The organism is Bradyrhizobium sp. 142 (genome assembly GCF_023074015.1).
In the GTDB taxonomy this organism is placed as follows: Bacteria; Pseudomonadota; Alphaproteobacteria; order Rhizobiales; family Xanthobacteraceae; genus Bradyrhizobium.
This window is the reverse complement of record NZ_JADPKQ010000302.1, coordinates 17411-39249: the sequence shown is the minus strand read 5'-3', so window position 1 is coordinate 39249 and position 21839 is coordinate 17411. Positions and strand designations below refer to the sequence as shown.

The window sequence follows — 21839 nt, the reverse complement described above, 5'->3', positions numbered from 1 at the left end:
TCGAACAGGGTAAATGGCTGCGGCAGGTCGTCACCGGCTACTTCAACGACCATGCGGTGCCGACCAACAGTCGGGCGCTCAGCGCCTTCCGCTTCTTCGTCATCGAACTCTGGAGACGCACGCTCCGGCGCCGCAGCCAGACCGATGGCATGAGGTGGGAGACGATCAGTCGCCTCGCCTGTGACTGCCTCCCCAGGCCCAACATCCGTCATCCTTGGCCGCGAGCACGCTTCGCCGTCACTCACCCGAGGTGGGAGCCGTATGCGGGAAAGCCGCACGTACGGATCTGTGCGGGGGGCGCGCTCAGCAATGAGCGTCCCTACCGCGACCGCTGCGCTCGCAATGACGGGACTGAGCGGAGGATCCGCGGCGTACTGGATGCCCCGCCTGCCGCCTTCGCTAAAGCTTCGGCGCCCCACGACTGCAAACCCCGGCGTCGCCGGGTTGCGGGGCATGACAGTTGTTGTTGATATGGCGATGGAACACCCGCGCGTCCCGTAACGATACGTGCGCGCAAGAGTTCCTTCACCATTGGCGTTGACCGCTTGTTTACCGTTTCGCGTCGGCGGAAATTTACCAACGCACGCAATCGCCCCGTGAAAACATCAGTGATCGCTTGAGTATGCTTCGTGCGCAACGTCGATTAACGCCCCGGCAACCTAAATTAGATACTTACGATAAAGATCGAATTGCACGGATGTACTGCGGCTCGATCCTCTAGCGTAAGCGTAGCGTGAGCGTAGCGATGTTTTTGTTGCGTAACCATCCGAAGGGCGCGCGGTTCGCGTCCTTCGGCATCGGTCTCTGCATCTTCGCATTGATGCCGAGGGAGACCGGCTATCAGGACATTGCTTCGCTGCTGGCGCGTCAGCCCGGCGTCGCCGAGCGTTGGCAGAAGCAGGTGTTTTCTGCGGCGTCCTCGATTCAGCTCGCCACCTACAGTTTTTCCCGCCCGATCGGGACCTCGGTTCCGCAGAGCCCGATGGTTCGCCTCGCAAGCCTCGATAGCCGCGATGTCACCGGCTCCATCACGCGCAATCCCGCGCTGCAGGCGCCGCCGCGCTACGAGGCCTCCGACTTTCCCAAGGTCGATCGCTCGATGAAGGGTGACCGCCTTGCCACGGCCACATCGGCGCCCGGGCCTGCCGAGACGGCCGCGCCGCCCACGCCCGCGCAGCAGGATCCCGCGACCTCCAACAGCTCGGTGTTCGGTGCCAAGACTGCAGCATTGCCGCAGGCGATGTCGCCGGAGTCCGCAGCCGCGCTCGATCCCGAGCTGCAGGAAGCGTTGCGTGCGCCGCCACTGCCGCAATATTCCGTTGCGCCAGAGGCCAGCGACACCGCGCGCGCATTCGCGGTTCAGCCACGGGAGGCGCTGAAGCGGGCCACCGCACCGGCCGCGCCGCCGCGGGATCCCTTCAGCGTGAAGACGTCGAACCTGTTCTTCGGCAGCTCCTCGCTCGGCGGCTCGCTCGAGAGCATCGAGAGCTGGCAACCCGGTGCCGAGCCGCTGATCGTGATGCCCGACCCCGACATGAAGGTGACGGCCTCGCTGTCGCCACCGTCGGAGGACATTGCCAAGGACGCCGAAAGCGGCGAAAGCGTCGCGCCGAAGGGCGAGGTCAACGCCGACAACCAGCGCGCCAAGTCACCGGCGGAGCGGCTCGCGCTCGACGACAAGTCTCGCGCGAAGTCCGAGAAGTGCCTCGCCGAGGCCGTCTATTTCGAATCCCGCGGCGAAGCGGTGCGCGGACAGATGGCGGTCGCCCAGGTGGTGATGAACCGTGTGTTCTCCGGCAAATATCCGGACACCGTGTGCGGCGTGGTCTATCAGAACAAGTATCGCCATTTTGCCTGCCAGTTCACCTTCGCCTGCGACAACAATCCCGACGTGATCCGCGAGCCCGAGATGTGGGAGCGTGCCAAGAAGATTTCGAAGGCGATGTTGGACGGCCAGATCTGGCTGCCCGAAGTCGGCAAATCCACGCACTATCACGCCTATTGGGTGCGTCCGTCCTGGGTCGCCGAGATGAAGAAGATGTACAAGTTCGGCGTCCACACCTTCTATCGGCCGCGCAACTGGGGCGACGGCAGCGAGGAGCCGAGCTGGGGCACCCCAGCGCAGACCGCAGCGCTCTCGGCGGAGCTCGCGCAGGAAGCCAGGAGCTCGGCCGAGATGGGTGCGATAGAGCGGCGGTAGCCGGTTACACGAGGTCGTCATGCCCGGGCTTGTCCCGGGCATCCACGTTTCTTCGCACTGCGTGGCGAGGCGTGGATGGCCGGGACAAGCCCGGCCATGACGGAGAGGGAGCGCGCCTCACGCCTCGATATCCAGCGCGCAGTCGAAATTCGGCGCGGAATGCGTCAGCGCGCCGGATGAAGCATAGTCGACGCCGGTCGCCGCGATGGCCGCGATCGACTCCAGCGTGACGCCGCCGGACGCCTCCAGCGCGACGCGGCCCTCGCCAAGCCGCACCGCCTCCCGCAGCGTCGCAAGGTCCATGTTGTCGAGCAGCACGGCGTTGGCCAATCCGGTGTCGAGCACCTCGCGCAATTGCGCGAGCGTATCGACCTCGATCTCGATCTTGACGAGATGGCCGGCATGGGCGTGGGCGCGCTCCAGCACGGGGCGGATACCGCCGGCGACGGCGATGTGATTGTCCTTGATCAGGATCGCGTCGTCGAGGCCGAAGCGGTGATTGAAGCCGCCGCCGCAGCGCACCGCGTATTTCTCCAGCGCGCGCAATCCCGGTGTCGTCTTGCGCGTGCAGCAGATGCGCATTTTGGTGCCTTCGGTCTGACGGACAAAGTCCGCCGTGAGCGTGGCGACACCCGACAGCCTGCCGACGAAATTCAGTGCGGTGCGCTCCGCGGTGAGAATGGCGCGCGCGGGCCCAGAGATCGTCAGCAGCTGCTGCCCGCGGCCAACGCGCGTGGCGTCGCGGACATGCGCACCTATCTCGATGTCTGGCGAGAGCTTGTGCAACGTCGCCAGTGCCAGCGGTAATCCGGCGATCACGCCGGACTGGCGCGCGACCAGCATCGCCTGTGCCTTCGTCGTTTCCGGGATCGTCGCCAGCGAGGTGATGTCGCCGGCACGGCCAAGATCCTCATCGAGCGCGCGATGCACGGCCTCGTCGATCGCGAGCGGGGACAGGAAGGCATCGGGATAGAGCAGTGAGACTGGGCTGATCATCGGAGGCTCCGTCAGGCGATCATGGGTTGGGCGATGCGCGGCCGTGCACGATCGGCGAGACTTTCCGCCACTTCGCGTGCTGCCATAAGCGTGGTCATGGTTCGCTGCGCCAGCGCGGGCACGTTCGCCGGATGGTCGGAGCGGAAATGTGCGCCGCGGCTCTCGCGCCGCGCCCAGGCTGCGGCGGCAACGAGCAGGGCTGACGTTGCCATGTTGCGGAGTGCAGTGCTTGTTGCACCCTGTTCGAGCGCGGCAAAGCTGCGCACCGCATCCGCAAGCCCGTCACCGTCGCGAACCACGCCGACATGAGAACTCATCATGGTCCGCAGCCGCCTCACGCTCGCCGCGTCCGGTGCTCCGCTAGGCGGCGTCACCAGCACGTCGGGGAGACGGGCGGGCGATGGGATCGCGCGGCCGGCGATGTCATCGGCGATGCGCGCAGCATAGACCACCGCCTCCAGCAGCGAATTGGAAGCGAGCCGGTTGGCGCCGTGCGCGCCGGTGGACGACACCTCGCCGCCGGCCCAGAGCCCGTCGATCGAACTGCGGCCGCGGTCGTCAACCGCGATGCCGCCCATGTGGTAGTGCGCGGCGGGCGCAATCGGGATGGCTTGCGTGGCGGGATCGATGCCGGCGGCGGTGCAGCTTGCATACACGGTCGGAAACTTTTCGGCGAAGCGTGTCCCCAGTGCTTCCCGCGCATCAAGGAACGCGCCGCGCCCGGCCGCGATCTCGGCGAACACGCCGCGGGCGACGATGTCGCGCGGGGCAAGCTCGGCGAGCGGGTGGCGGGCCGTCATGAAGCGCTCGCCATTGCCGTTGATCAGCGCCGCGCCTTCGCCGCGCAGCGCTTCGGTCGCAAGCGGCGCCGGGTCACGGCCGACCATGATCGCGGTCGGGTGGAATTGCACGAATTCGGGATCTGCGATGTCAGCGCCGGCGCGTGCCGCAATCGCAAGTCCCGATCCGCTGGCTTCGACCGGATTGGTGGTGACGCCATAGAGATGGCCGATGCCACCGGTCGCGAGCACCACCGCGCGGGAGGCGATCATCGTCGGTCTTGCTGAGAAATTGCCGGCTTCGCGCAGCTGAAGACCGGTGACGGCGCCGTCCCCGGTCAGGAGCGCTTCGGCGACAAAGCCTTCGATGACACGGATCGACAGCGTGCGGCGCACCGCTTCGCGCAGCGCGGCGATGATCGCGGCACCCGCGCCGTCGCCGCACACATGCACGATGCGGCGCGCCGAATGGGCGGCTTCGCGCCCGACGGCAAGCCGGCCTTCGAGATCGCGGTCGAACGGCACGCCATAAGCGAGCAGGTCGTGAATCCGCGAGCCGGCCTCACGCGCAATTCCGAGCGCGACCCTGTCGTCGACGATGCCGCCGCCGACCGCGACGGTGTCGGCGGCATGTCGCTCCGGGCTGTCGCCTTCGGCCACTGCCGCGGCGATGCCGCCTTGCGCCCATGCGGACGAGGCGCCCTGTCCGAGCGGCGCCGCCGCAATCAGCGTCACCGGGCGCGGCGCAAGTTTCAGCGCGCAGAACAATCCGGCAAGCCCGCCGCCGACGATGACCACGTCGTCGGTGGAGCGGGTGAGGTTGTGGATGTTGTCCGTCATGGCTTTCTCCAATTGCTCCGCTGTCGTCCCGGCCTAGTGCGCAATTGCGCACTAGGCCGGGACGACACCGTGCGTGTTGCCTTCAATTCTTCAGATTGATCATCCGCTCGACCGATCGGCTCGCGCGTTCGGAGATGGCTGGATCGATCGTTACCTCCTCCCCAAGCGTCAGCAGGCTCTCCAGGATGTTGGCGAGCGTGATGCGCTTCATGTGCGGGCAGAGATTGCATGGGCGCAGCATCTCCACGTCGGGCAGCTCGGCGCGAACATTGTCGGCCATCGAGCATTCCGTGATCATGACGAGCCGCCGCGGTCGCCGCGCGCGCACCCAGTTGATCATGTGCGCCGTCGAGCCGGTGAAGTCGGCTTCGGCCAGCACGTCCGGCGGGCATTCGGGATGAGCGATGATCTGCACGGACGGATCGGCCTCGCGAAGCCCGCGCAGTTCGTCGCCGGTGAAGCGCTCATGAACCTCGCAGGCGCCTTTCCAGGCGATGATCTTCACGTCGGTCTTCGAGGCCACGTAGGTCGCAAGATAGCGGTCGGGCAGGAAGATCACGCTCGGCGCGTTCAGGCTCTCGACCACCTGCACCGCATTCGAGGAGGTGCAGCAGATGTCGACTTCGGCCTTCACTTCGGCCGAGGTGTTGACATAGGCGACCACCGGCGCACCGGGAAATTTTTCGCGGAGCAGGCGCACGTCGGCGCCGGTGATGCTGGCGGCAAGCGAGCAGCCGGCGCGTGAGTCCGGGATCAGCACGGTCTTGTCCGGATTGAGCAGCTTCGAGGTCTCCGCCATGAAGTGCACGCCGCACTGCACGATGACGTCAGCCTTCACCTTGGTGGCCTCGACCGCGAGCTGCAGCGAGTCGCCGCCGATGTCGGCGACGCCGTGAAAGATCTCCGGCGCCTGATAGTTGTGCGCGAGGATCACCGCGTTGCGCGCGATCTTCAGGTCGTTGATTGCCTTGATTGTCGGTGCCATCGTTGGCCACTCGATCGGCGGGATCACATGCTTCACGCGCTCGTAAAGCGAGGCGGTGGCCTGTTCGACCTCAGGCGTCCATTCCAGCGACGGCTTCGGCAAGGCGGCCGCGCGCCTCGCCGGCGCGGCGCGAGGAAAGGTGGTCTGACCCTTCGGCCTGTTGGCAAAGTCGTCAGGGCCGTAGATTCCAGTTATCGGCATCGAAGCCTCCCGTGAATGTCATATATACTCGATCTGAGCATATATAAGACTTGAGAAATCCGGCCTCGAGGCCGGGTGGGATTCCAAAGGAGTCAGATATACTCAGTCTGAGTAAATTTAAGATAACACGCCCGGGCGAGAGCCGCTAGGTCCTGTGGCACACATTCTCGTCAAAGCAGCTCCGACGTCGTCAGGTGAGGCCCCGTTGAAACGCAATGCTCCCCGGCGAGCCCTTCGTAGAACGCAACCATTTTTGACTTGGGACTTTCATGCATTTGCATTAAACGCCTCAGTTCGCGGTTGCCTGGTCGCAACCCGCCAACGACAGACGAGGTGCTCCATGTCGATCCAAGTGGGCGAACACCGTTCGCGTTCTTCCTGGCGCACGCCGGCCGTCATCATCCTGTGCGGCTGCGCCGTCGGCATGCTCGGCTTCGGCCCGCGCTCGGCGCTCGGCTTCTTCGTGCAGCCGATGAGCCATGAATTTGCCTGGGGCCGCGATGTGTTTGGCCTGGCAATCGCCTTCCAGAATCTGCTGTGGGGACTGGGTCAGCCGATCGCCGGCGCGGTTGCCGATCGCTTCGGTCTGTTCCGGGTGATGTGCGTCGGCGCTCTGCTCTATGCCGGCGGGCTGCTCTTGATGCGCTATTCGTCGACGCCGCTGTCGCTCAATATCGGCGCGGGCGTGATGGTCGGCTTTGGCCTGGCCGGTTGCTCCTTCAATCTGGTGCTGTCGGCGTTCAGCAAGCTGTTGCCGGCCGAGAAGCGCGGCCTTGCGCTCGGCGCCGGCACCGCGGCGGGCTCGTTCGGCCAGTTCCTGTTCGCGCCCATTGGTGTAGCACTGATCGACAATTTCGGCTGGCAGCAGGCGCTGACCGTCTTCGGCTTCCTGATGCTCCTGATCATCCCGCTGTCGCTGGCGCTCTCGACGCCGCCGGTGGACAGCTCTGCGAGCAAGGCGCCCGCGGACCAGCAATCGTTCACCAAGGCGCTTGCAGAAGCCTTCGGCCATCGCTCCTACGTGCTGCTCGTGCTCGGCTTCTTCACCTGCGGCTTCCAGCTCGCCTTCATCACGGTTCACTTGCCGGCCTTCCTGGTCGACAGCGGCATCTCGGCGCAAACCGGCGGCTGGGTCATCGCGGCGATCGGCCTGTTCAACATCGTGGGGTCGCTGAGCGTCGGCTATCTCCAGAACTATTTGCCCAAGCGGTTCATCCTCTCCACGATCTATTTTGCCCGCGCGCTCGCGACGCTCGCCTTCATCTCGTTCCCGATCACGCCGTTCTCGGCGATCGCGTTCGGTGCGATCTCCGGCCTGACCTGGCTGTCGACGGTGCCGCCGACCTCGGCGCTGGTGGCGCTGATGTTCGGCACGCGCTGGCTCTCCACGCTCTACGGCTTCGCCTTCGTCAGCCACCAAGTCGGCGGTTTCCTCGGCGTCTGGCTCGGCGGCATCGTGTTCGAGCGCTTCGGTTCCTACACGCCGATCTGGTGGCTCTCGATCCTGTTCGGCGTGCTGTCGGCCCTGATCAACCTGCCCATCGTGGAGAAGCCGGTCGAGCGAGCGGTTGCGCAGCCTGCCTGATCGGCTAAACATTCCCTGAAACAAGTCAGGGAGTTCAGCCGTGGCCACATTCAAGGCGATCCGGATCGACAAGGCGGACAAGGGCACCACCGCGCAGCTGGCGCAGTTCGACGAAGCCGAACTGATGGACGGCGACGTCACCGTCCGCGTGGAATGGTCCACGCTGAACTACAAGGACGGCCTCGCGCTGACCGGCAAGGCCCCGGTGGTGCGCCGCTTCCCGATGATTGCCGGCATCGATTTCGCCGGGACTGTCGAGCAGTCCTCGAATCCGCAATGGAAGGCTGGCGACAATGTCGTCTGCACCGGCTGGGGCATGGGCGAGACCCATCTCGGCGCCTATGCCGAGAAGGCGCGGGTGAATGGCGACTGGCTGGTCGCATTGCCGCAGGGCCTGTCGGCGCGCGATGCCATGGCGATCGGCACCGCGGGCTTCACCGCGATGCTTTCGGTGCTGGCCTTGGAGAAGCACGGCGTGTCGCCGAAGAGCGGCCCCGTGGTGGTCACGGGGGCAGCCGGAGGCGTCGGCTCGGTCGCGACCGCCGTGCTGTCTAAGCTCGGCTACCACGTTATCGCCTCGACCGGCCGCGCGTCGGAAACGGACTACCTGAAGGGGATCGGTGCAGCCGAGGTGATCGATCGCAACGAATTGTCGGGGGCGGCCAAGCCGATCGCAAAGGAGCGCTGGGCCGGTGGCGTCGACAGCGTTGGGTCGACCACGCTCGCCAACCTCTTGTCGATGACGAAGTATGGCGGCGCGATCGCCGCCTGCGGTCTCGCCGGCGGCATGGACCTGCCGTCCTCGGTCGCGCCGTTTATTTTGCGCGGGGTGTGCCTTCTCGGCATCGATTCGGTGATGTGCCCGATCGATCCCAGGAAGGCCGCCTGGCAGCGCCTGGCGTCCGATTTGGATCGGACGAAACTATCTGAAATCACTCATGAAATTTCTCTCGATCAGGTTTCGGAGTGGGGCGTGAAAATTCTGGCCGGACAGGTCCGCGGCCGTATCGTGGTAAAAATTGTCTAACGGCGTTCAGACTTTACCAACCAAGCTGCTTCAATGTCGCCATGGTTAGTATGGTAAGCAGCGGGTAAAGAGATCAGGCATCGCCCGCTGCATGGGTTCGTCGGAGTAAGAGCATGCTTGCGCGTTTTGTGTTGGGAGCTGTCACGGCGGCAGTGACGTTTGCGCCGGCCATTGCCGGAGGCATGAACGCCGATGAGGCGCGCCGCTTCGTTGCCGGCAAGGTGTTTGCTTTCACCTGTTTCGATGGCACCCGCGGCGCAGGCCGCATCCTCGATGATCTCGGCGCTGCCGGCGCTGTGCAGTTCTCGGGCTCAGGTCCCACGCGCCACCTCCGCCTTCCCGGCAATACACTCCAGATTCGCGGCCAGAACGTCTGTGCCTCGATCAAGGGCATTCCGTTCGAGCCGTGCTTCAACCTGGAAAAGACCGACGATCGCAGCTTCCGCGGCTCGGTCTCGGGCATGGGCTTCGCTTATTGCGACTTCCACCATCAGGGCGGCAACCAGATGCTGATGGCCCGCGCCGTTGCGCGGCCGCGGTCGCTGCGTACCTCGGAGCACACCGGTTCGGTCGGCGGCTCGAACACCGAGGTCGCTGCGCGAGTCGAAACGCCGCGCGTCGAGAGCACCCGGCTCGATCCGGTCAAATCCGAAGCCAGGCCGGAGCCCGCCAGGAACGAAGGCCCGCTCGAGCTGCGCCGTTCGACCGATTGAATTCTGGGCCGCGCGTCGCCGACTGCACGAGCTACCTGTTGACGATTTCCAGCAGCCATCACGCCGCCGCGCCGTAGTCATACGGACGGCGGCTTTCACGCGCTGGTAGCGAGTAGCGCCTCAGTTTGCGTACGGCCGGGGGCGGCCCGATAAAAGGGTTCGACGATGTCGCTGTACTTCTTCCGTATCAGCACCGGTCCGTATTCCGGTGCCGCCGATCAGCCCTACGAGTTCGAGGATCGCGCAGCCGCATGGACCGAGATGACCGAGGTCTGTGCCAGCCTGCTCGGCACCATCGCGCGCAATCTGAAGCCGAATGCCAAATGGAGCATGGAGCTGCTCGACGAGAACAAGGCGCCGGTGTTTCGCATCAGCCTCGTCGGCGAAAGTCAAAAGGCCCGCGACTCCACCGAATAGGAACTGGGCCAATACTACCGCCCCGTGTGGTTAGACCGGGACCCCCGACGAGCAGGCCCAGGCGATGCTGCCCGCGGTGCGCGAAGCATTCGCGACCTACAAGAGCCAGCTCGATACGACCTTGACGATCATCGACGGCGAGAAATCGTCCAAGCTGAGTGACAGTGCCGACAAGCTGCGCGATGCCGCAATGAGAAGCAGGGGCGCCGCCGAGACGCTGCAGGCCAAGATTCGCGCGGTGGCCGATCGCCTCAATTCCCGGGTCGAAGAGAAGTCCCGCGAGGCACGCGAGCAATATGAGTCCACATCGCGGCTCCTGATCCTTCTGGCGGCCATGGGTGTCGTCATCGGTGGTGTGGTCGGCTTCGTGATCGGCCAATACGGCATCGCCAAGCCCATTCGTGCCATCGTCGGTCTGCTCCAGGAGCTTGCCGCCGGCAATTATTCGGTTGAAGTTCGCGGTGGCGAGCGCAAGGACGAAGTTGGCGATGTGGCCAAGGCTGCCGAAGTGTTCAAGGAGAACGGCTTAGCCAAGATCCGCTTGGAGGCCGAACAGAAAGAGAGCGAGCAACGCAGCGCGGCGCAGCGGCACCAGGACATGCTGCGCCTCGCAGATCAGTTCGAGACGGCCGTCGGCGAGGTGATCGAAACCGTGAGCTCGGCATCCACCGAGCTCGAAGCGTCCGCGACGACGCTGACCTCGACGGCAGAGCGTGCGCAGCGGCTTGCCACCGTCGTGGCCTCGGCCTCCGAGGAGGCGTCCACCAACGTTCAGTCGGTGGCGTCCGCGACCGAGGAGCTGTCATCGTCGATCACCGAGATCAGCCGCCAGGTGCAGGAATCGGCACGGGTGGCGAGCGAGGCGGTCAGCCAGGCCCGCACCACGACCGACCGTGTCGGCGAACTGTCCAAGGCGGCAGCGCGGATCGGCGACGTGGTCGAGCTGATCAACACCATCGCTGGCCAGACCAATCTGCTGGCGCTCAACGCCACCATCGAGGCGGCGCGCGCCGGCGAGGCCGGCCGCGGCTTTGCCGTGGTCGCCTCCGAGGTCAAGGCGCTCGCCGAGCAGACCGCGAAGGCGACCGGGGAGATCGGCCAGCAGATCTCCGGCATCCAGGCGGCGACGCAGGATTCGGTCAGCGCCATCAGCGCCATCAGCGGCACCATCGAAAAGCTGTCCGAGATCTCGTCGACCATTGCGGCCGCGGTCGAGGAGCAGAGCGCGGCGACGCAGGAAATTTCCCGTAACGTCCAGCAGGCCGCGCAGGGTACCCACGACGTCTCGTCCAACATCACCGACGTGCAGCGCGGGGCCGGCGAGACCGGATCGGCATCGTCGCAGGTTCTGGCGGCCGCGCAGTCGCTCTCCAGTGACAGCAATCGCCTGAAGCTCGAAGTCGGCAAGTTCCTGAGCACTGTGCGTGCGGCGTAAGAGCTCACGCAAAGATCTCGACGCAGTTCGTGAGACGTCTGCCTCGTCAGGCGAGTCGCCTTCTGTGTTGTTCTTCCTGCGAACGCCGTGCGCGAGACTGCAGGGAGCCCGCGGCTGCAAAGGCGAACTGTGGCGACCTCAAGCTGAAATTTGCAACTTTTTCGCGAAATCAGCATTCGCGTTTCAATTATTTGGTTCAAAATCTCAGTAGTAGTGCCAAGGCGCCCGTTAATCAGAAAAGGGACTCTGGCCGATAGCTTCTCCGGCAAGGGCGATCAACGTCCATGCAGCCGACAACGACTTGGCTGCGTGTTTCCTATGGGGGAAACGGACCATGTTGAGCTTCGCCGGGAATCAGCAACCCCGTACCAAAGCCGCCGGCGCTTCGAGCCGGCTTGGACACGTTCGGATCGGCACGATCTTGCCGACCATCATCGCAACGCTGGTGCTGTTGGGGTTGGTATCGGCTGGATTCATAGCCTATGAGGCTATTAGCAAGAGGCAAGAATCCGAAGCATTCCTGCGGGTCAATCGAGCTGCCCAACTGCTGTTACGCAGCGCAGGACATTGGGCGATCGAACGCGGCATGACCAACGCGGCGTTGAAGTCTCCTGATGCCGTGAGCTCCGAGCGCCGCGCCGACATCGAGAAGGCGCGCGCTACGGCGGACGACGCCTTTCGCGAAGCCGTGCTCGACATTCGCTCGATACCCGAAATGACGAGAGAACAAAGGCAGATTGCGGACGCCGTAGGTAAACTCGACTCACTGCGCCTGTTGCGCGAGAAGGTCGATGGAAGCCTCTCGCATCTACGCGCCGAACGCGCCCCCGATGTGATCGACGGCTTCGTTCCGGCTATTACCGACGTGATCGACGTTGCGAGCAACCGCTTGCGGCTGACGCTCGAAACCCTCACCAGTCCACCTGGAGCAAGGCTGGCGCAACTGATCGGCTTGCGACATCTTGCAGCACAGATGGCCGAGAACGCCGGAAGAGAGCGCGCCTTGCTGGCTGGAGCCGTTGGGGCGCACGCCAAGCTCGGCACGGACGGCTTTGAACGCCTTTCAGCGCTGCGGGGAAAAGTGGAGCTCGCGTGGCATACGATATTGCCGGTGCGGCTGCGCTTGGATCTGCCGGCGCAGGTCGGGGATGCGATGACCGAGGTCGAGAAGATCTATTTTGGTGCCTATGGTGAGGCGCGCGCCATGACGCTCGCCTCCGGCGAAAGCGGAGACTACAAGATCACCGGCTCCGAATACTTCGCGCGGGCCACTGCCGGCATCAACGCAGTGCTGAAGCTCGGCGAGGCCATTGGCTCCGTCGCCGACCGTGAAGCCGTCGTGCAGGCCGAAGCCAGCGCACGCAATTTCATTCTTACGGTTCTGTTGCTTTGTGCCTCTCTGGTGCTCGCCGGCCTCAGCTTCTGGATCACCTTCGCGCGGATTCTCAAGCCGCTTTCTGCCATTTCGGGTGCGATGGGCCGGCTCGCCGACGGCGACTTCGACACCACGGTACCCGGAACCAGCCGAGCTGACGAGGTCGGCGAGATGGCGCGGACGGTCGAAGTCTTCAAGCAGAACGGTCTCGAGGTCGAGCGCATGCGTAGCGAGCAGGCTGTTGCCGAGAAGCGCGCGGCCGCGCAACGCCGGGACGAGATGCACAGGCTCGCGGATGGATTCGAGACGGCCGTTTGCGAGATCGTCGACACCGTCTCGTCGGCCGCGACAGAGCTGGAGGCTTCGGCATCGACGCTGACCTCGACGGCAGAGCGTGCGCAGCGGCTTGCCACCGTCGTGGCCTCGGCCTCCGAGGAGGCGTCCACCAACGTTCAGTCGGTGGCGTCCGCGACCGAGGAGCTGTCATCGTCGATCACCGAGATCAGCCGCCAGGTGCAGGAATCGGCACGGGTGGCGAGCGAGGCGGTCAGCCAGGCCCGCACCACGACCGACCGTGTCGGCGAACTGTCCAAGGCGGCAGCGCGGATCGGCGACGTGGTCGAGCTGATCAACACCATCGCTGGCCAGACCAATCTGCTGGCGCTCAACGCCACCATCGAGGCGGCGCGCGCCGGCGAGGCCGGCCGCGGCTTTGCCGTGGTCGCCTCCGAGGTCAAGGCGCTCGCCGAGCAGACCGCGAAGGCGACCGGGGAGATCGGCCAGCAGATCTCCGGCATCCAGGCGGCGACGCAGGATTCGGTCAGCGCCATCAGCGCCATCAGCGGCACCATCGAAAAGCTGTCCGAGATCTCGTCGACCATTGCGGCCGCGGTCGAGGAGCAGAGCGCGGCGACGCAGGAAATTTCCCGTAACGTCCAGCAGGCCGCGCAGGGTACCCACGACGTCTCGTCCAACATCACCGACGTGCAGCGCGGGGCCGGCGAGACCGGATCGGCATCGTCGCAGGTTCTGGCGGCCGCGCAGTCGCTCTCCAGTGACAGCAATCGCCTGAAGCTCGAAGTCGGCAAGTTCCTGAGCACTGTGCGTGCGGCGTGAGGCGGCACGTCCCGATAAGTCGATCTACAACCGCTGCGCGTGGACGCGCAGCGTTTGCGCGCGCGTGTATTGCTGCGCGACGACGACGATCTCGCCTGCTTAACCTTCCGGAAAACCGGCGCAGTCATGATCCCCGCAGTATTCCGGGCGCTGAGTCGCCCTCCCTGTATTTGCGTATCGAACCTATTGGAGCACATTCATGAGCGGCCTTTCCATCCGTCTGACTCACAAGGTCATGGCGATCGGATTCTTCGGTCTCGTCGGTCTCGTCGCCTTTGGCGCGATCTACGAGATCGGCATGCTCTCTCAGGACGCCTCGCGCATGGTTGCCAACCGTGCCCGTGCCATCGCCGACCTCGACAAGCAGCTCTCGATCCAGATGCTGGAGGCCCGACGCAACGAGAAGAACTTCCAGCAGCGTCGGACCGAGAGCTACGCCAAGGCGCACGCCGAGCTGGCTGGGCCGATCAATCGCGACTTCGACCAGGTGGAGCGGCTGATGTCGGCCGGAGGCATGAGCGCGCTTTCCGAGCGGATGAAGCAGGCCCAGGACGGCTTCAAGCGTTACGCGTCGGATTTCAATGCGCTGGTCGCCGCCGAGATCAAGCTTGGCCTGAACGAAACGCTCGGCCTATCCGGTTCGCTCCGCAGCGCGGTGCATGACATCGAGACGAAGCTGAAGGAGCTCGACAATCCGCGGCTGACGAGCTGGATGCTGACCATGCGCCGGCACGAGAAAGACTTCATGCTTCGGCGTGATCCCAAATACGTCGCCGAGCTGAAGAAGGCTGCCACCGAATTTTCCAAGGCGATGGAGGCTGCTGCCGTTCCTGCACCGGTCATGACCGATATCACGGCCAAGCTCCAGAAATACCAGTCTGAATTCCTGGCGTGGGCCGAGGTCGCACAGCAGATCGCCGGTTTTGACGCCAGCATGATGAAGACCTTTCGCGAGGTCGAGCCGGTGATGCTCGACGTGAGCACTGTCGTCGAAGGCTTGTACAAGCAGGCCGACGCTGCGGAAGCCGCCACCCGCGATGCCGTGCGCATCTGGATGATGATTGCCTTCGCCGTCACCGTCGTCGTGCTTGCTATGGTCGCCTTTCTCCTTGGGCGCTCGATCTCGACGGCGCTGTCCGCGATGATCGATGCGATGACGCGGCTTGCGCACGGCGAGCTCTCGATCTCTGTTCCCGGCCTTGGGCGAACGGACGAGATCGGCGAGATGGCCGGCGCAGTCGAGGTGTTCAGGAACAACATGGCCGAGGCGGAGCGGCTCCGCGCCGAACAGTCGGAAGCGGACGCGCGCCGCCGCATGCAGCGCAAGGCGGACATGCAGCGGCTCGCCGACAGTTTCGAAGGCGCCATCGGCGAGATCATCGAGACGGTCTCGTCGGCGGCAACCGAGCTCGAAGCATCCTCCAATACGCTGACCCAGGCGGCCGAGCGCGGAAGCGGGCTCGCCAGCGCCGTCGCGACGGCCTCGGAAGAAGCGTCCGCGAACGTGCAGTCGGTGTCCTCGGCGAGCGAGGAGATGACCTCGTCGATTTCCGAGATCAGCCGCCAGGTGCAGGAATCGGCGCGGGTGGCCGACGTCGCGGTGGAACAGGCGCAGCGCACCAATGCGCGCGTCGCCGAGCTGACGAAGGCGGCGGGCCGCATCGGCGATGTCGTCGACCTGATCAACACCATCGCGGGCCAGACCAATCTCCTGGCGCTGAATGCCACGATCGAGGCGGCGCGCGCAGGCGAAGCCGGCAAGGGCTTCGCCGTGGTCGCGACCGAAGTGAAGGCGCTCGCCGAACAGACCGCGAAAGCGACGGGCGAGATCGGCCAGCACATTGGCGCGATCCAGACCGCGACGGTTGATTCCGTCGGCGCCATCAAGGAGATCGGCGATACCATCGCGCGGATGTCGGAGATTTCGTCGACCATCGCCGCGGCCGTCGAAGAGCAGGGCGCCGCGACCCAGGAGATCTCGCGCAACATCCAGCATGCCGCCCACGGCACCTCGGATGTTTCAGCGAATATCGGCGAGGTTCAACGCGGTGCTGGCGAAACCGGGGCCGCGTCGGCGCAGGTGCACTCGGCCGCGCAGTCGCTGTCGCAGGAGAGCAACCGGCTGAAGAGCGAGGTCGCGCGGTTTCTGGAGTCGGTGCGGGCGGCATAGGACATCAGCCGTTCCGTGCGAACGGCGCGCCGCAGCCGGTACGGTGGTGCGATGCTGCGGGATATCCGCATAGCTGCAAGACATGGTTGCAATGAAACAACGTCGACCGGGGCCGCGTCCGTAATTTTGCGTAGGCTCCTGTTAACGCCTGTTTGCAATTATGTGCGCAATCTTACCGGATAAGAACCAGCCAGCACCGTTGAGTTGACCTCCGTCTCGTGGCGGTCGCGGCGCAGGCGTCTCGTGCGTTGCCAGGTATCATCGGGATTGAGTGTGATGTCGAAGTTGTCGATCGTTTTCAAGCTTCTGACCGTGCTGACGGTCCTCGTGCTCTCGCTTGCCGGCGTCGGCGTGACGGCGATCGGCACCATGCAGAACATCAACGCGCACACCGTCGAGATCGCGGAGAGCTGGCTGCCGAGCGTCCGCGCTCTCGGCTCGCTTCGCGCCGACATCAATGAGCTGCGCGTGGCGCTGCGCTTGCACCTGATGCAGGACACCACTGAGGGCAAGGACGCGGCAGAGCAGCGCCTGGCGTCGCTCCGCGAGCGCATCGAGAAGACCCGCAAGGTCTACGAACCGCTGATCACTGCTGCCGAAGAGCGCTCGCTCTACGAGCAGTGGACCAAAGCCTGGTCCGAATACCTGAACGGCGTGCAGGACGTGATGGCACTGTCGCGCAAGGGCGTTGGCCGTTTCCCGGCCGACGCCAACGAGCTGTTGCAGACCAAGGTCGCGAAGATGGCCCAGGCGGCCGATCCATTGCTCCAGAAGGGCATCGAACTCAACAACCGCGGTGCCGAGCTGGAGACGAAGCAGGCGGCCGACAGCTACGCCACGACCTTCCGCGTGCTGGTCGGCATCATCGTGGTCTCGGTCGTGATCGCGATCGGCGCCGCCTATTATCTCGTGCGCGACGTTTCTCGTGGCATTGCTTCAATCATCCGTCCGATGCAGTCGCTCGGCGAGGGCGACCTTTCGGCCGAGGTGCCGCATCGCGGCGAGAAGACTGAGATCGGCTCGATGGCGAATGCGCTCCAGATCTTCAAGAAGGCGCTGATCGCCAAGAAGGCGGCCGACGAGGCCGCCGCGCGCGATGCCGAAGCCAAGATCGAACGCGCCCGGCGCGTCGACGCCATCACCCGCAATTTCGAGATCATGATCGCCGAGGTGGTCGAGACGGTCTCCGCGGCCTCGACCGAGCTCGAGGCATCCGCGGCCACCTTGACCGGCACCGCGCGGCGCGGGCAGGAGCTCGCGACCGTCGTTGCCGCCGCCTCCGAGGAGGCATCCACCAACGTCCAGTCGGTGGCGTCGGCATCCGAAGAGCTGTCGTCGTCCATCACCGAGATCAGCCGCCGCGTGCAGGATTCGGCGCGGATGGCCGCCGAAGCCGTCGAACAGGCGGCGCGGACCAACGAGCGCGTCAATGCGCTGTCGCAGGCCGCCTCTCGCATCGGCGATGTCGTCGAGCTCATCAACACGATTGCAGGCCAGACCAACCTGCTGGCGCTGAACGCAACCATCGAGGCGGCGCGTGCCGGCGAGGCCGGCCGCGGCTTCGCCGTCGTCGCCTCCGAGGTCAAGGCGCTGGCCGAACAGACCGCGAAGGCGACCGGCGAGATCGGGGCGCAAGTCTCCGGCATCCAGGCCGCGACCGGCGAGTCCGTTAGCGCCATCCAGGAGATCGGCGGCACCATCGAGCGGCTGTCCGAAGTGTCGTCGGCCATCGCCGCCGCCGTCGAGGAGCAGGGCGCGGCCACGCAGGAGATTTCGCGCAACGTGCAGCAGGCCTCGCTCGGCACGCAGGAAGTTTCGTCAAACATCACCGACGTGCAGCGCGGCGCGATCGAGACCGGCTCGGCGTCGAGCCAGGTGCTGTCGGCCGCCAAGTCGCTCGCGAGCGACAGCACGCGTCTCAAGGTCGAGGTCGCGCAGTTCCTCGAGTCCGTCCGCGCGGCCTAGAGGCGGCGCAGCCGAAAGCCGCGCTTCACCTCTCCCGTAGGGAGAGGTCGCATCGCATCGAAGATGCGATGCGGGTGAGGGGTTACGGTCTTACCGAATGCTGCGGCCCCTCACCCGGATTGCTGCGCAATCCGACCTCTCCCCGACGGGGAGAGGTGAACACCTCGGCACGACCGAATGCCGCTGCGTTCTAGCTACAGGCCTGACCTCTCAACCGCTTGTCTGCGGAGCTGGCGGCGGAGTGACCTGCCGCCGGAACAGGATGCGCTGGTAAAGCCAGCCGATCGCGACCAGCACGATTCCGAGACACATGAAGGACAGCGCGCGATAAACGCCGGTCAGCGTCGACATGTCGATGACGAACGCCTTGAGGATCGTCAGCGCGATCACCGCCGCCGACGCCAGCCGCGCCCGCTCGGAGTTGATGAAGATGCCGACGCCGAGCAGCACCACGCCGAAGCCGAGCCAACCGATCGAATAGGTGTATTGCTCCGCGCCCGTGGTCTCGCCGTGCAGCAGGATTGGCCCGTGATAGAAGCGGCGGATCTCCAGCGTCACATAGGCGAGCGCGAACACCAGCGCGCCGCTTGCGATCGTGTTGGCGTAGGTCCTGCCGCGCTCGCCGACAACCGCATAGGACAGCAGCAGCATCATCACCGCCGGCAGCGCATAGCCGAGCAGCAACAAGTTGAACACGAGGCCGCCGACATCGATCGTGGTCCACAGCAACGGGTTCTCCAGGATCAGCAGGCCGAACACGCCGATGAGGCCGGCGATTGCGGTAAGAATGACCGCACCGACATTGTGCACAACGCTGCGGCTCCTCAACCTCAGCCGCTCGAGTCCGATCGCCATGGCCAGCGTCACGCAGACCTGGAGCGCGAATTCGAGCAGCGACGGCGGCGATGTCATGCGGCCGCCGGTGGCGAGGTGACGGATTTCCATGAAGGCCAGCAGTGCGGTAAACAGGATCGCGGCGGCCTCCACCATGCGCAGCGGCGCGTCGTCGCCGCGGCGGTGCAGGAAATGGCTCGCCGCCCAGAACGACAGCGCCGGCAGGCCATAGCCCCACAGCAGCCAGTTGAAGATCGGCGTGGTGCCGACGTCCGTGCCGACGATGCGGGGATCATAGCCGATGCGCGCGGTGACGATCGCGGCAAACGCGGCAGCGAGCCAGCGCAGGAACGGGATCGGCCGCTGCATCGAGATCCAGGCGGTGCCGAGCGACATCAGCGCCAGCGCGATGGTGAGCCAGCCCATTTCCAGCGCAAAGGTCAGCGCCAGCGCGAGCGCGCCGAGCGTGCCGGTCGCGAATAGCGCGGTCGAGATCGCAAGGCCCGGCCGGCTTTCGCGGCGGGTGAGGGCTTCGGTCGCAGCGCCGAAAGCGGCGGCGAGCAGGACGGCGAGGACCGCAAAGGGGATCGAGCGGTCGAGATGGGCGATGCGTGCGTAAAGCGCAACGAGGATTGCGATGGGGGTGGCAACCGCAGCCGCCGACCACACCACCGGGATGATCGCCGAGTTCGAGCGTCCCTGCGCCAGGAAGCCTGCGATGCCGAAACCTGCGGCGAAGATCGCGGCCATCACGAGATGCAGTGTCACCGCGCTGTCGATCGCGGCCGGTCCGACGCCGGGCAGCGGTCCGCCCGGCAGCACCAGCATGTCGGGATTGGCGCGCACCGCCCATTCGGCGAACACGATGAAGACGGTGGCTGCGGCCGCACCCAGCGCGCCGGTGGCCGCCGGCGCGCGCCAAGCCACCAACAGCGTCGCCGCCACCAGGAGGGTGAAGGCGATCAGCGCCAGATCGGCATGCGCGCTCGACAGCACGATCAGCATCGCGCCGAACAGATAGGCGCCGAGCGAGCTCGACGAGACCGGCTCGATCTCACCGTCCCCGATCGTGGGGCCGAACATGAAGCCGCAGACGACGAGCAGGGCGGCGAGCACGAAACCGGCGATCACATGGAAGGCGTGTGGTGCGACCTGCACTTCGCCGACGTCGAGCCCGGGGAAGATCCAGAGCACGGCGAACACGATGGTGGTCACCGCCAGCCAGCGCCACAGCCGGATGCGGGAGAGGCCGAAGCTCGCGGCGGTGACGATCGCAAGATAGATGTAGAGAGCCCAGTAATCTGGCTTGCCGCTGGAGACGAGGGCAGGCGTCACGAATGCGCCGACCACGCCGAGGCCGGCAAGCGCGGGACCGTGTAGCAGCGCGGCGGCGAGCGTGCCGAGTGCGACGAGGCCGAGCAGCACGAAGGCGGTGGCGGGAACGAGGAAGCCGTAGAGCGCGTAGGCCGCGTAGATGGTGGCAAACGCCACCGCCGTTCCGGCCGCGGTGAGGATCGCGGGGATGTTGGCGATCGGCAGCGCCGCCATGCTGGAGATGCTCTCCTTGCGCCGGGTCCATTCACCGGCACCTAACAGCGCCAGCGCGAACAGGCCGCCGAGGAACACGCGCACGCCGGGGCCGACGAGGCCGGCCTCGATCGAATAGCGCACCATGAAGAAGCCGCCGAGCGCGAGCGCAAGGCCGCCGATCCACACCACCCAGCGGGTGCCGAGCCGCTCCTCGAAGCCGGGCTCTGCGGGCAGGGGAGGCGGCGCGATGTCATCCGGGCTCGTCTCGAGCGGCGGCGGCGTGACAGGATCGGTCAGGAGCGGTGGCGGCGAAGCTTGTTCGGCCTCGGGCGCAAGCGGTGGTGGTGCTGCTGCGGCAGTCGTCGTCAACACCTGTTCCGGCAATGGCATCGGCGGCGGCTGGATCGGCCGCTGTGCCTGCAGCATCGCCTCCAGCGAACTCAGCCGGCGGCGTAGCTCGGTCACCTGGTTGGAGGCCCTGATCGCGACCAGGAAGGCAGCGATGGCAAACAGCGCCGCAAGGACGTCGAACGGGTCGTCGAACATAAGGCCTCCTGGCGATCGGCGCACATGGGCCGGCCGCGCAAATCCTGATCTAGCGCCGGGAGCGCATGCGCAAGCCGGGCGCCGGCCGTTCCTGGAGCACATCGCGGCGGAAGCGATAGAGCGCCGCCGGCCGCCCGCCGGTCTGTGTCGACATCACCCCGGTTGGTTCGACCAGGGCTTCGGCTTCGACCAGGCGCCGGAAATTCTGCTTGTGCAGGTGCCGGCCGGAGATTGCCTCCACCGTGTACTGCAGTTCGGTAAGTGTGAACTCAGGCGGCAAAAGTTCAAAGACGACAGGACGATACTTCAGTTTTGCGCGCAGCCGCGCGATTCCGGTGGCAAGGATCCGGCGATGGTCGAACCGCATCGAGGTGCCGAGTGCGGGAAGCAACTTGCGCGCTAATGCCGCAGGGCGGCCGTCCCGCCGCGCCTCCTCGATCAGACCGGCTTCGTACAGGAGCTCGTAGCGATCGAGCACGCGCTCCTCGTCCCAGGGAGCGCCGTCGAGACCGAAATAGAACCGTACGCGATCCCTGCGCGGCAGCGCACGAGTTGTTTCCGGCGTCTCGTCCTCGGCCCATTTGGTCAGCTCCGGGATGATGTCGCGGGCGATGATCGCGGGCGGCGCTTCGCGCCAGTCTTCCCAGGGAAAGAAGCGATACCAGGGCTCGAAGCCCGCGCCCGTCGCAGCGAGTTCGCCGCCAACAGCACGCGTCAGCGCGAGATAGCCGATCGAGACCATGTGCGCGCCGGTGTCGCCGGCCTCCGCATGACGGCCGCGATCGCCGAACGTATAGAGTTGCTCGACATAGCCGAGCCGCAGGCCCGCCTGCGCCTCGACCCAGGCGCGAAGGCCGATCTCGAAGGTGCGGTGGCTTGGCGCATCGAACGGACCGAACGGCAGGCCGGCAAGCCCGTCACTGCTGCGCGCGGTGAGGATCAGCGGCTCATGATCCTCGATCGCGACGATCGCCGCGGTCAGGCCGATCTCGATCGGCGTCAGTTTGTCGCTCATGCGGCTAGGGTCGCGGGAATTGTGAGAAAGATAGCCGATTGATCGAGCCGGTCTCTCCGCGGGCCCGCTGCAACCTCTCCCGCTTGCGGGAGAGGTCGCGCCGGAGGCGC

At 65.6% G+C, this 21839-nt stretch carries 14 protein-coding genes; 9 read left to right on the top strand and 5 right to left on the bottom strand.

Annotation, left to right across the window (positions count from 1 at the left end; all coding sequences use genetic code 11):
* Window positions 1–745: 745 nt before the first annotated feature.
* Window positions 746–2200, top strand: a complete 1455-nt coding sequence (locus tag IVA82_RS27275; protein WP_247389355.1) for a cell wall hydrolase — start codon at window positions 746–748, stop codon at window positions 2198–2200.
* Window positions 2201–2317: 117 nt separating this feature from the next.
* Here IVA82_RS27275 and nadC read toward each other — a convergent pair whose 3' ends face one another.
* From nadC to nadA, 3 genes are all read right to left on the bottom strand, one after another.
* The gene (gene nadC, locus IVA82_RS27270) at window positions 2318–3196 is read right to left on the bottom strand and encodes a carboxylating nicotinate-nucleotide diphosphorylase (RefSeq protein WP_247389354.1); all 879 of its coding nucleotides are present in this window, start codon (window positions 3194–3196) and stop codon (window positions 2318–2320) included.
* Window positions 3197–3207: 11 nt separating this feature from the next.
* Complete coding sequence (locus tag IVA82_RS27265) at window positions 3208–4815, bottom strand: L-aspartate oxidase (RefSeq protein ID WP_247389353.1); 1608 nt, start codon at window positions 4813–4815, stop codon at window positions 3208–3210.
* Window positions 4816–4897: 82 nt separating this feature from the next.
* Window positions 4898–6001, bottom strand: coding sequence for a quinolinate synthase NadA (gene nadA / locus IVA82_RS27260; RefSeq protein ID WP_247389352.1), 1104 nt, complete (start codon window positions 5999–6001; stop codon window positions 4898–4900).
* A gap of 340 nt (window positions 6002–6341) precedes the next feature.
* On the opposite strand from nadA, the gene IVA82_RS27255 reads away from it, so the two are divergent.
* From IVA82_RS27255 to IVA82_RS27220, 8 genes are all read left to right on the top strand, one after another.
* On the top strand, window positions 6342–7586 hold the full coding sequence (locus IVA82_RS27255) for an MFS transporter (RefSeq protein ID WP_247389351.1): 1245 nt from the start codon (window positions 6342–6344) through the stop codon (window positions 7584–7586).
* 40 nt (window positions 7587–7626) lie between these two features.
* Window positions 7627–8613: an MDR family oxidoreductase gene (locus tag IVA82_RS27250; protein ID WP_247389350.1), complete on the top strand. Its 987-nt coding sequence runs from the start codon at window positions 7627–7629 to the stop codon at window positions 8611–8613.
* A gap of 113 nt (window positions 8614–8726) precedes the next feature.
* Complete coding sequence (locus IVA82_RS27245) at window positions 8727–9326, top strand: hypothetical protein (protein WP_247389349.1); 600 nt, start codon at window positions 8727–8729, stop codon at window positions 9324–9326.
* Between the two features lie 165 nt (window positions 9327–9491).
* On the top strand, window positions 9492–9743 hold the full coding sequence (locus IVA82_RS27240; protein WP_247389348.1) for a hypothetical protein: 252 nt from the start codon (window positions 9492–9494) through the stop codon (window positions 9741–9743).
* 64 nt (window positions 9744–9807) lie between these two features.
* Window positions 9808–11178 (top strand): HAMP domain-containing methyl-accepting chemotaxis protein, encoded by a 1371-nt coding sequence (locus IVA82_RS27235; RefSeq protein ID WP_247493643.1) that lies wholly within the window; start codon window positions 9808–9810, stop codon window positions 11176–11178.
* A 334-nt stretch (window positions 11179–11512) separates the two neighbouring features.
* Window positions 11513–13669, top strand: a complete 2157-nt coding sequence (locus IVA82_RS27230; RefSeq protein ID WP_247493642.1) for a methyl-accepting chemotaxis protein — start codon at window positions 11513–11515, stop codon at window positions 13667–13669.
* Between the two features lie 199 nt (window positions 13670–13868).
* Window positions 13869–15839: a HAMP domain-containing methyl-accepting chemotaxis protein gene (locus IVA82_RS27225; protein WP_247389347.1), complete on the top strand. Its 1971-nt coding sequence runs from the start codon at window positions 13869–13871 to the stop codon at window positions 15837–15839.
* A gap of 276 nt (window positions 15840–16115) precedes the next feature.
* Window positions 16116–17804 (top strand): methyl-accepting chemotaxis protein, encoded by a 1689-nt coding sequence (locus IVA82_RS27220; protein ID WP_247389346.1) that lies wholly within the window; start codon window positions 16116–16118, stop codon window positions 17802–17804.
* 210 nt (window positions 17805–18014) lie between these two features.
* On the opposite strand, the gene IVA82_RS27215 is transcribed toward IVA82_RS27220, so the two are convergent.
* Window positions 18015–20714, bottom strand: coding sequence for a DUF2339 domain-containing protein (locus tag IVA82_RS27215; RefSeq protein ID WP_247389345.1), 2700 nt, complete (start codon window positions 20712–20714; stop codon window positions 18015–18017).
* Window positions 20715–20763: 49 nt separating this feature from the next.
* A complete protein-coding gene (locus IVA82_RS27210) occupies window positions 20764–21729 on the bottom strand; it encodes an NAD regulator (RefSeq protein WP_247389344.1) in 966 nt (321 codons plus the stop codon).
* Between the last annotated feature and the right edge of the window lie 110 nt (window positions 21730–21839).

Coding starts and splice junctions, on each gene's coding strand:
- IVA82_RS27230 (WP_247493642.1), top strand. CDS start 11,513: ATGTTGAGCTTCGCCGGGAATCAGCAACCCCGTACCAAAGCCGCCGGC.
- IVA82_RS27220 (WP_247389346.1), top strand. CDS start 16,116: ATGTCGAAGTTGTCGATCGTTTTCAAGCTTCTGACCGTGCTGACGGTC.
- IVA82_RS27215 (WP_247389345.1), bottom strand. CDS start 20,714: ATGTTCGACGACCCGTTCGACGTCCTTGCGGCGCTGTTTGCCATCGCT.
- IVA82_RS27275 (WP_247389355.1), top strand. CDS start 746: ATGTTTTTGTTGCGTAACCATCCGAAGGGCGCGCGGTTCGCGTCCTTC.
- nadA (WP_247389352.1), bottom strand. CDS start 6,001: ATGCCGATAACTGGAATCTACGGCCCTGACGACTTTGCCAACAGGCCG.
- IVA82_RS27235 (WP_247493643.1), top strand. CDS start 9,808: ATGCTGCCCGCGGTGCGCGAAGCATTCGCGACCTACAAGAGCCAGCTC.
- IVA82_RS27240 (WP_247389348.1), top strand. CDS start 9,492: ATGTCGCTGTACTTCTTCCGTATCAGCACCGGTCCGTATTCCGGTGCC.
- IVA82_RS27265 (WP_247389353.1), bottom strand. CDS start 4,815: ATGACGGACAACATCCACAACCTCACCCGCTCCACCGACGACGTGGTC.
- IVA82_RS27225 (WP_247389347.1), top strand. CDS start 13,869: ATGAGCGGCCTTTCCATCCGTCTGACTCACAAGGTCATGGCGATCGGA.
- IVA82_RS27255 (WP_247389351.1), top strand. CDS start 6,342: ATGTCGATCCAAGTGGGCGAACACCGTTCGCGTTCTTCCTGGCGCACG.
- IVA82_RS27210 (WP_247389344.1), bottom strand. CDS start 21,729: ATGAGCGACAAACTGACGCCGATCGAGATCGGCCTGACCGCGGCGATC.
- IVA82_RS27245 (WP_247389349.1), top strand. CDS start 8,727: ATGCTTGCGCGTTTTGTGTTGGGAGCTGTCACGGCGGCAGTGACGTTT.
- nadC (WP_247389354.1), bottom strand. CDS start 3,196: ATGATCAGCCCAGTCTCACTGCTCTATCCCGATGCCTTCCTGTCCCCG.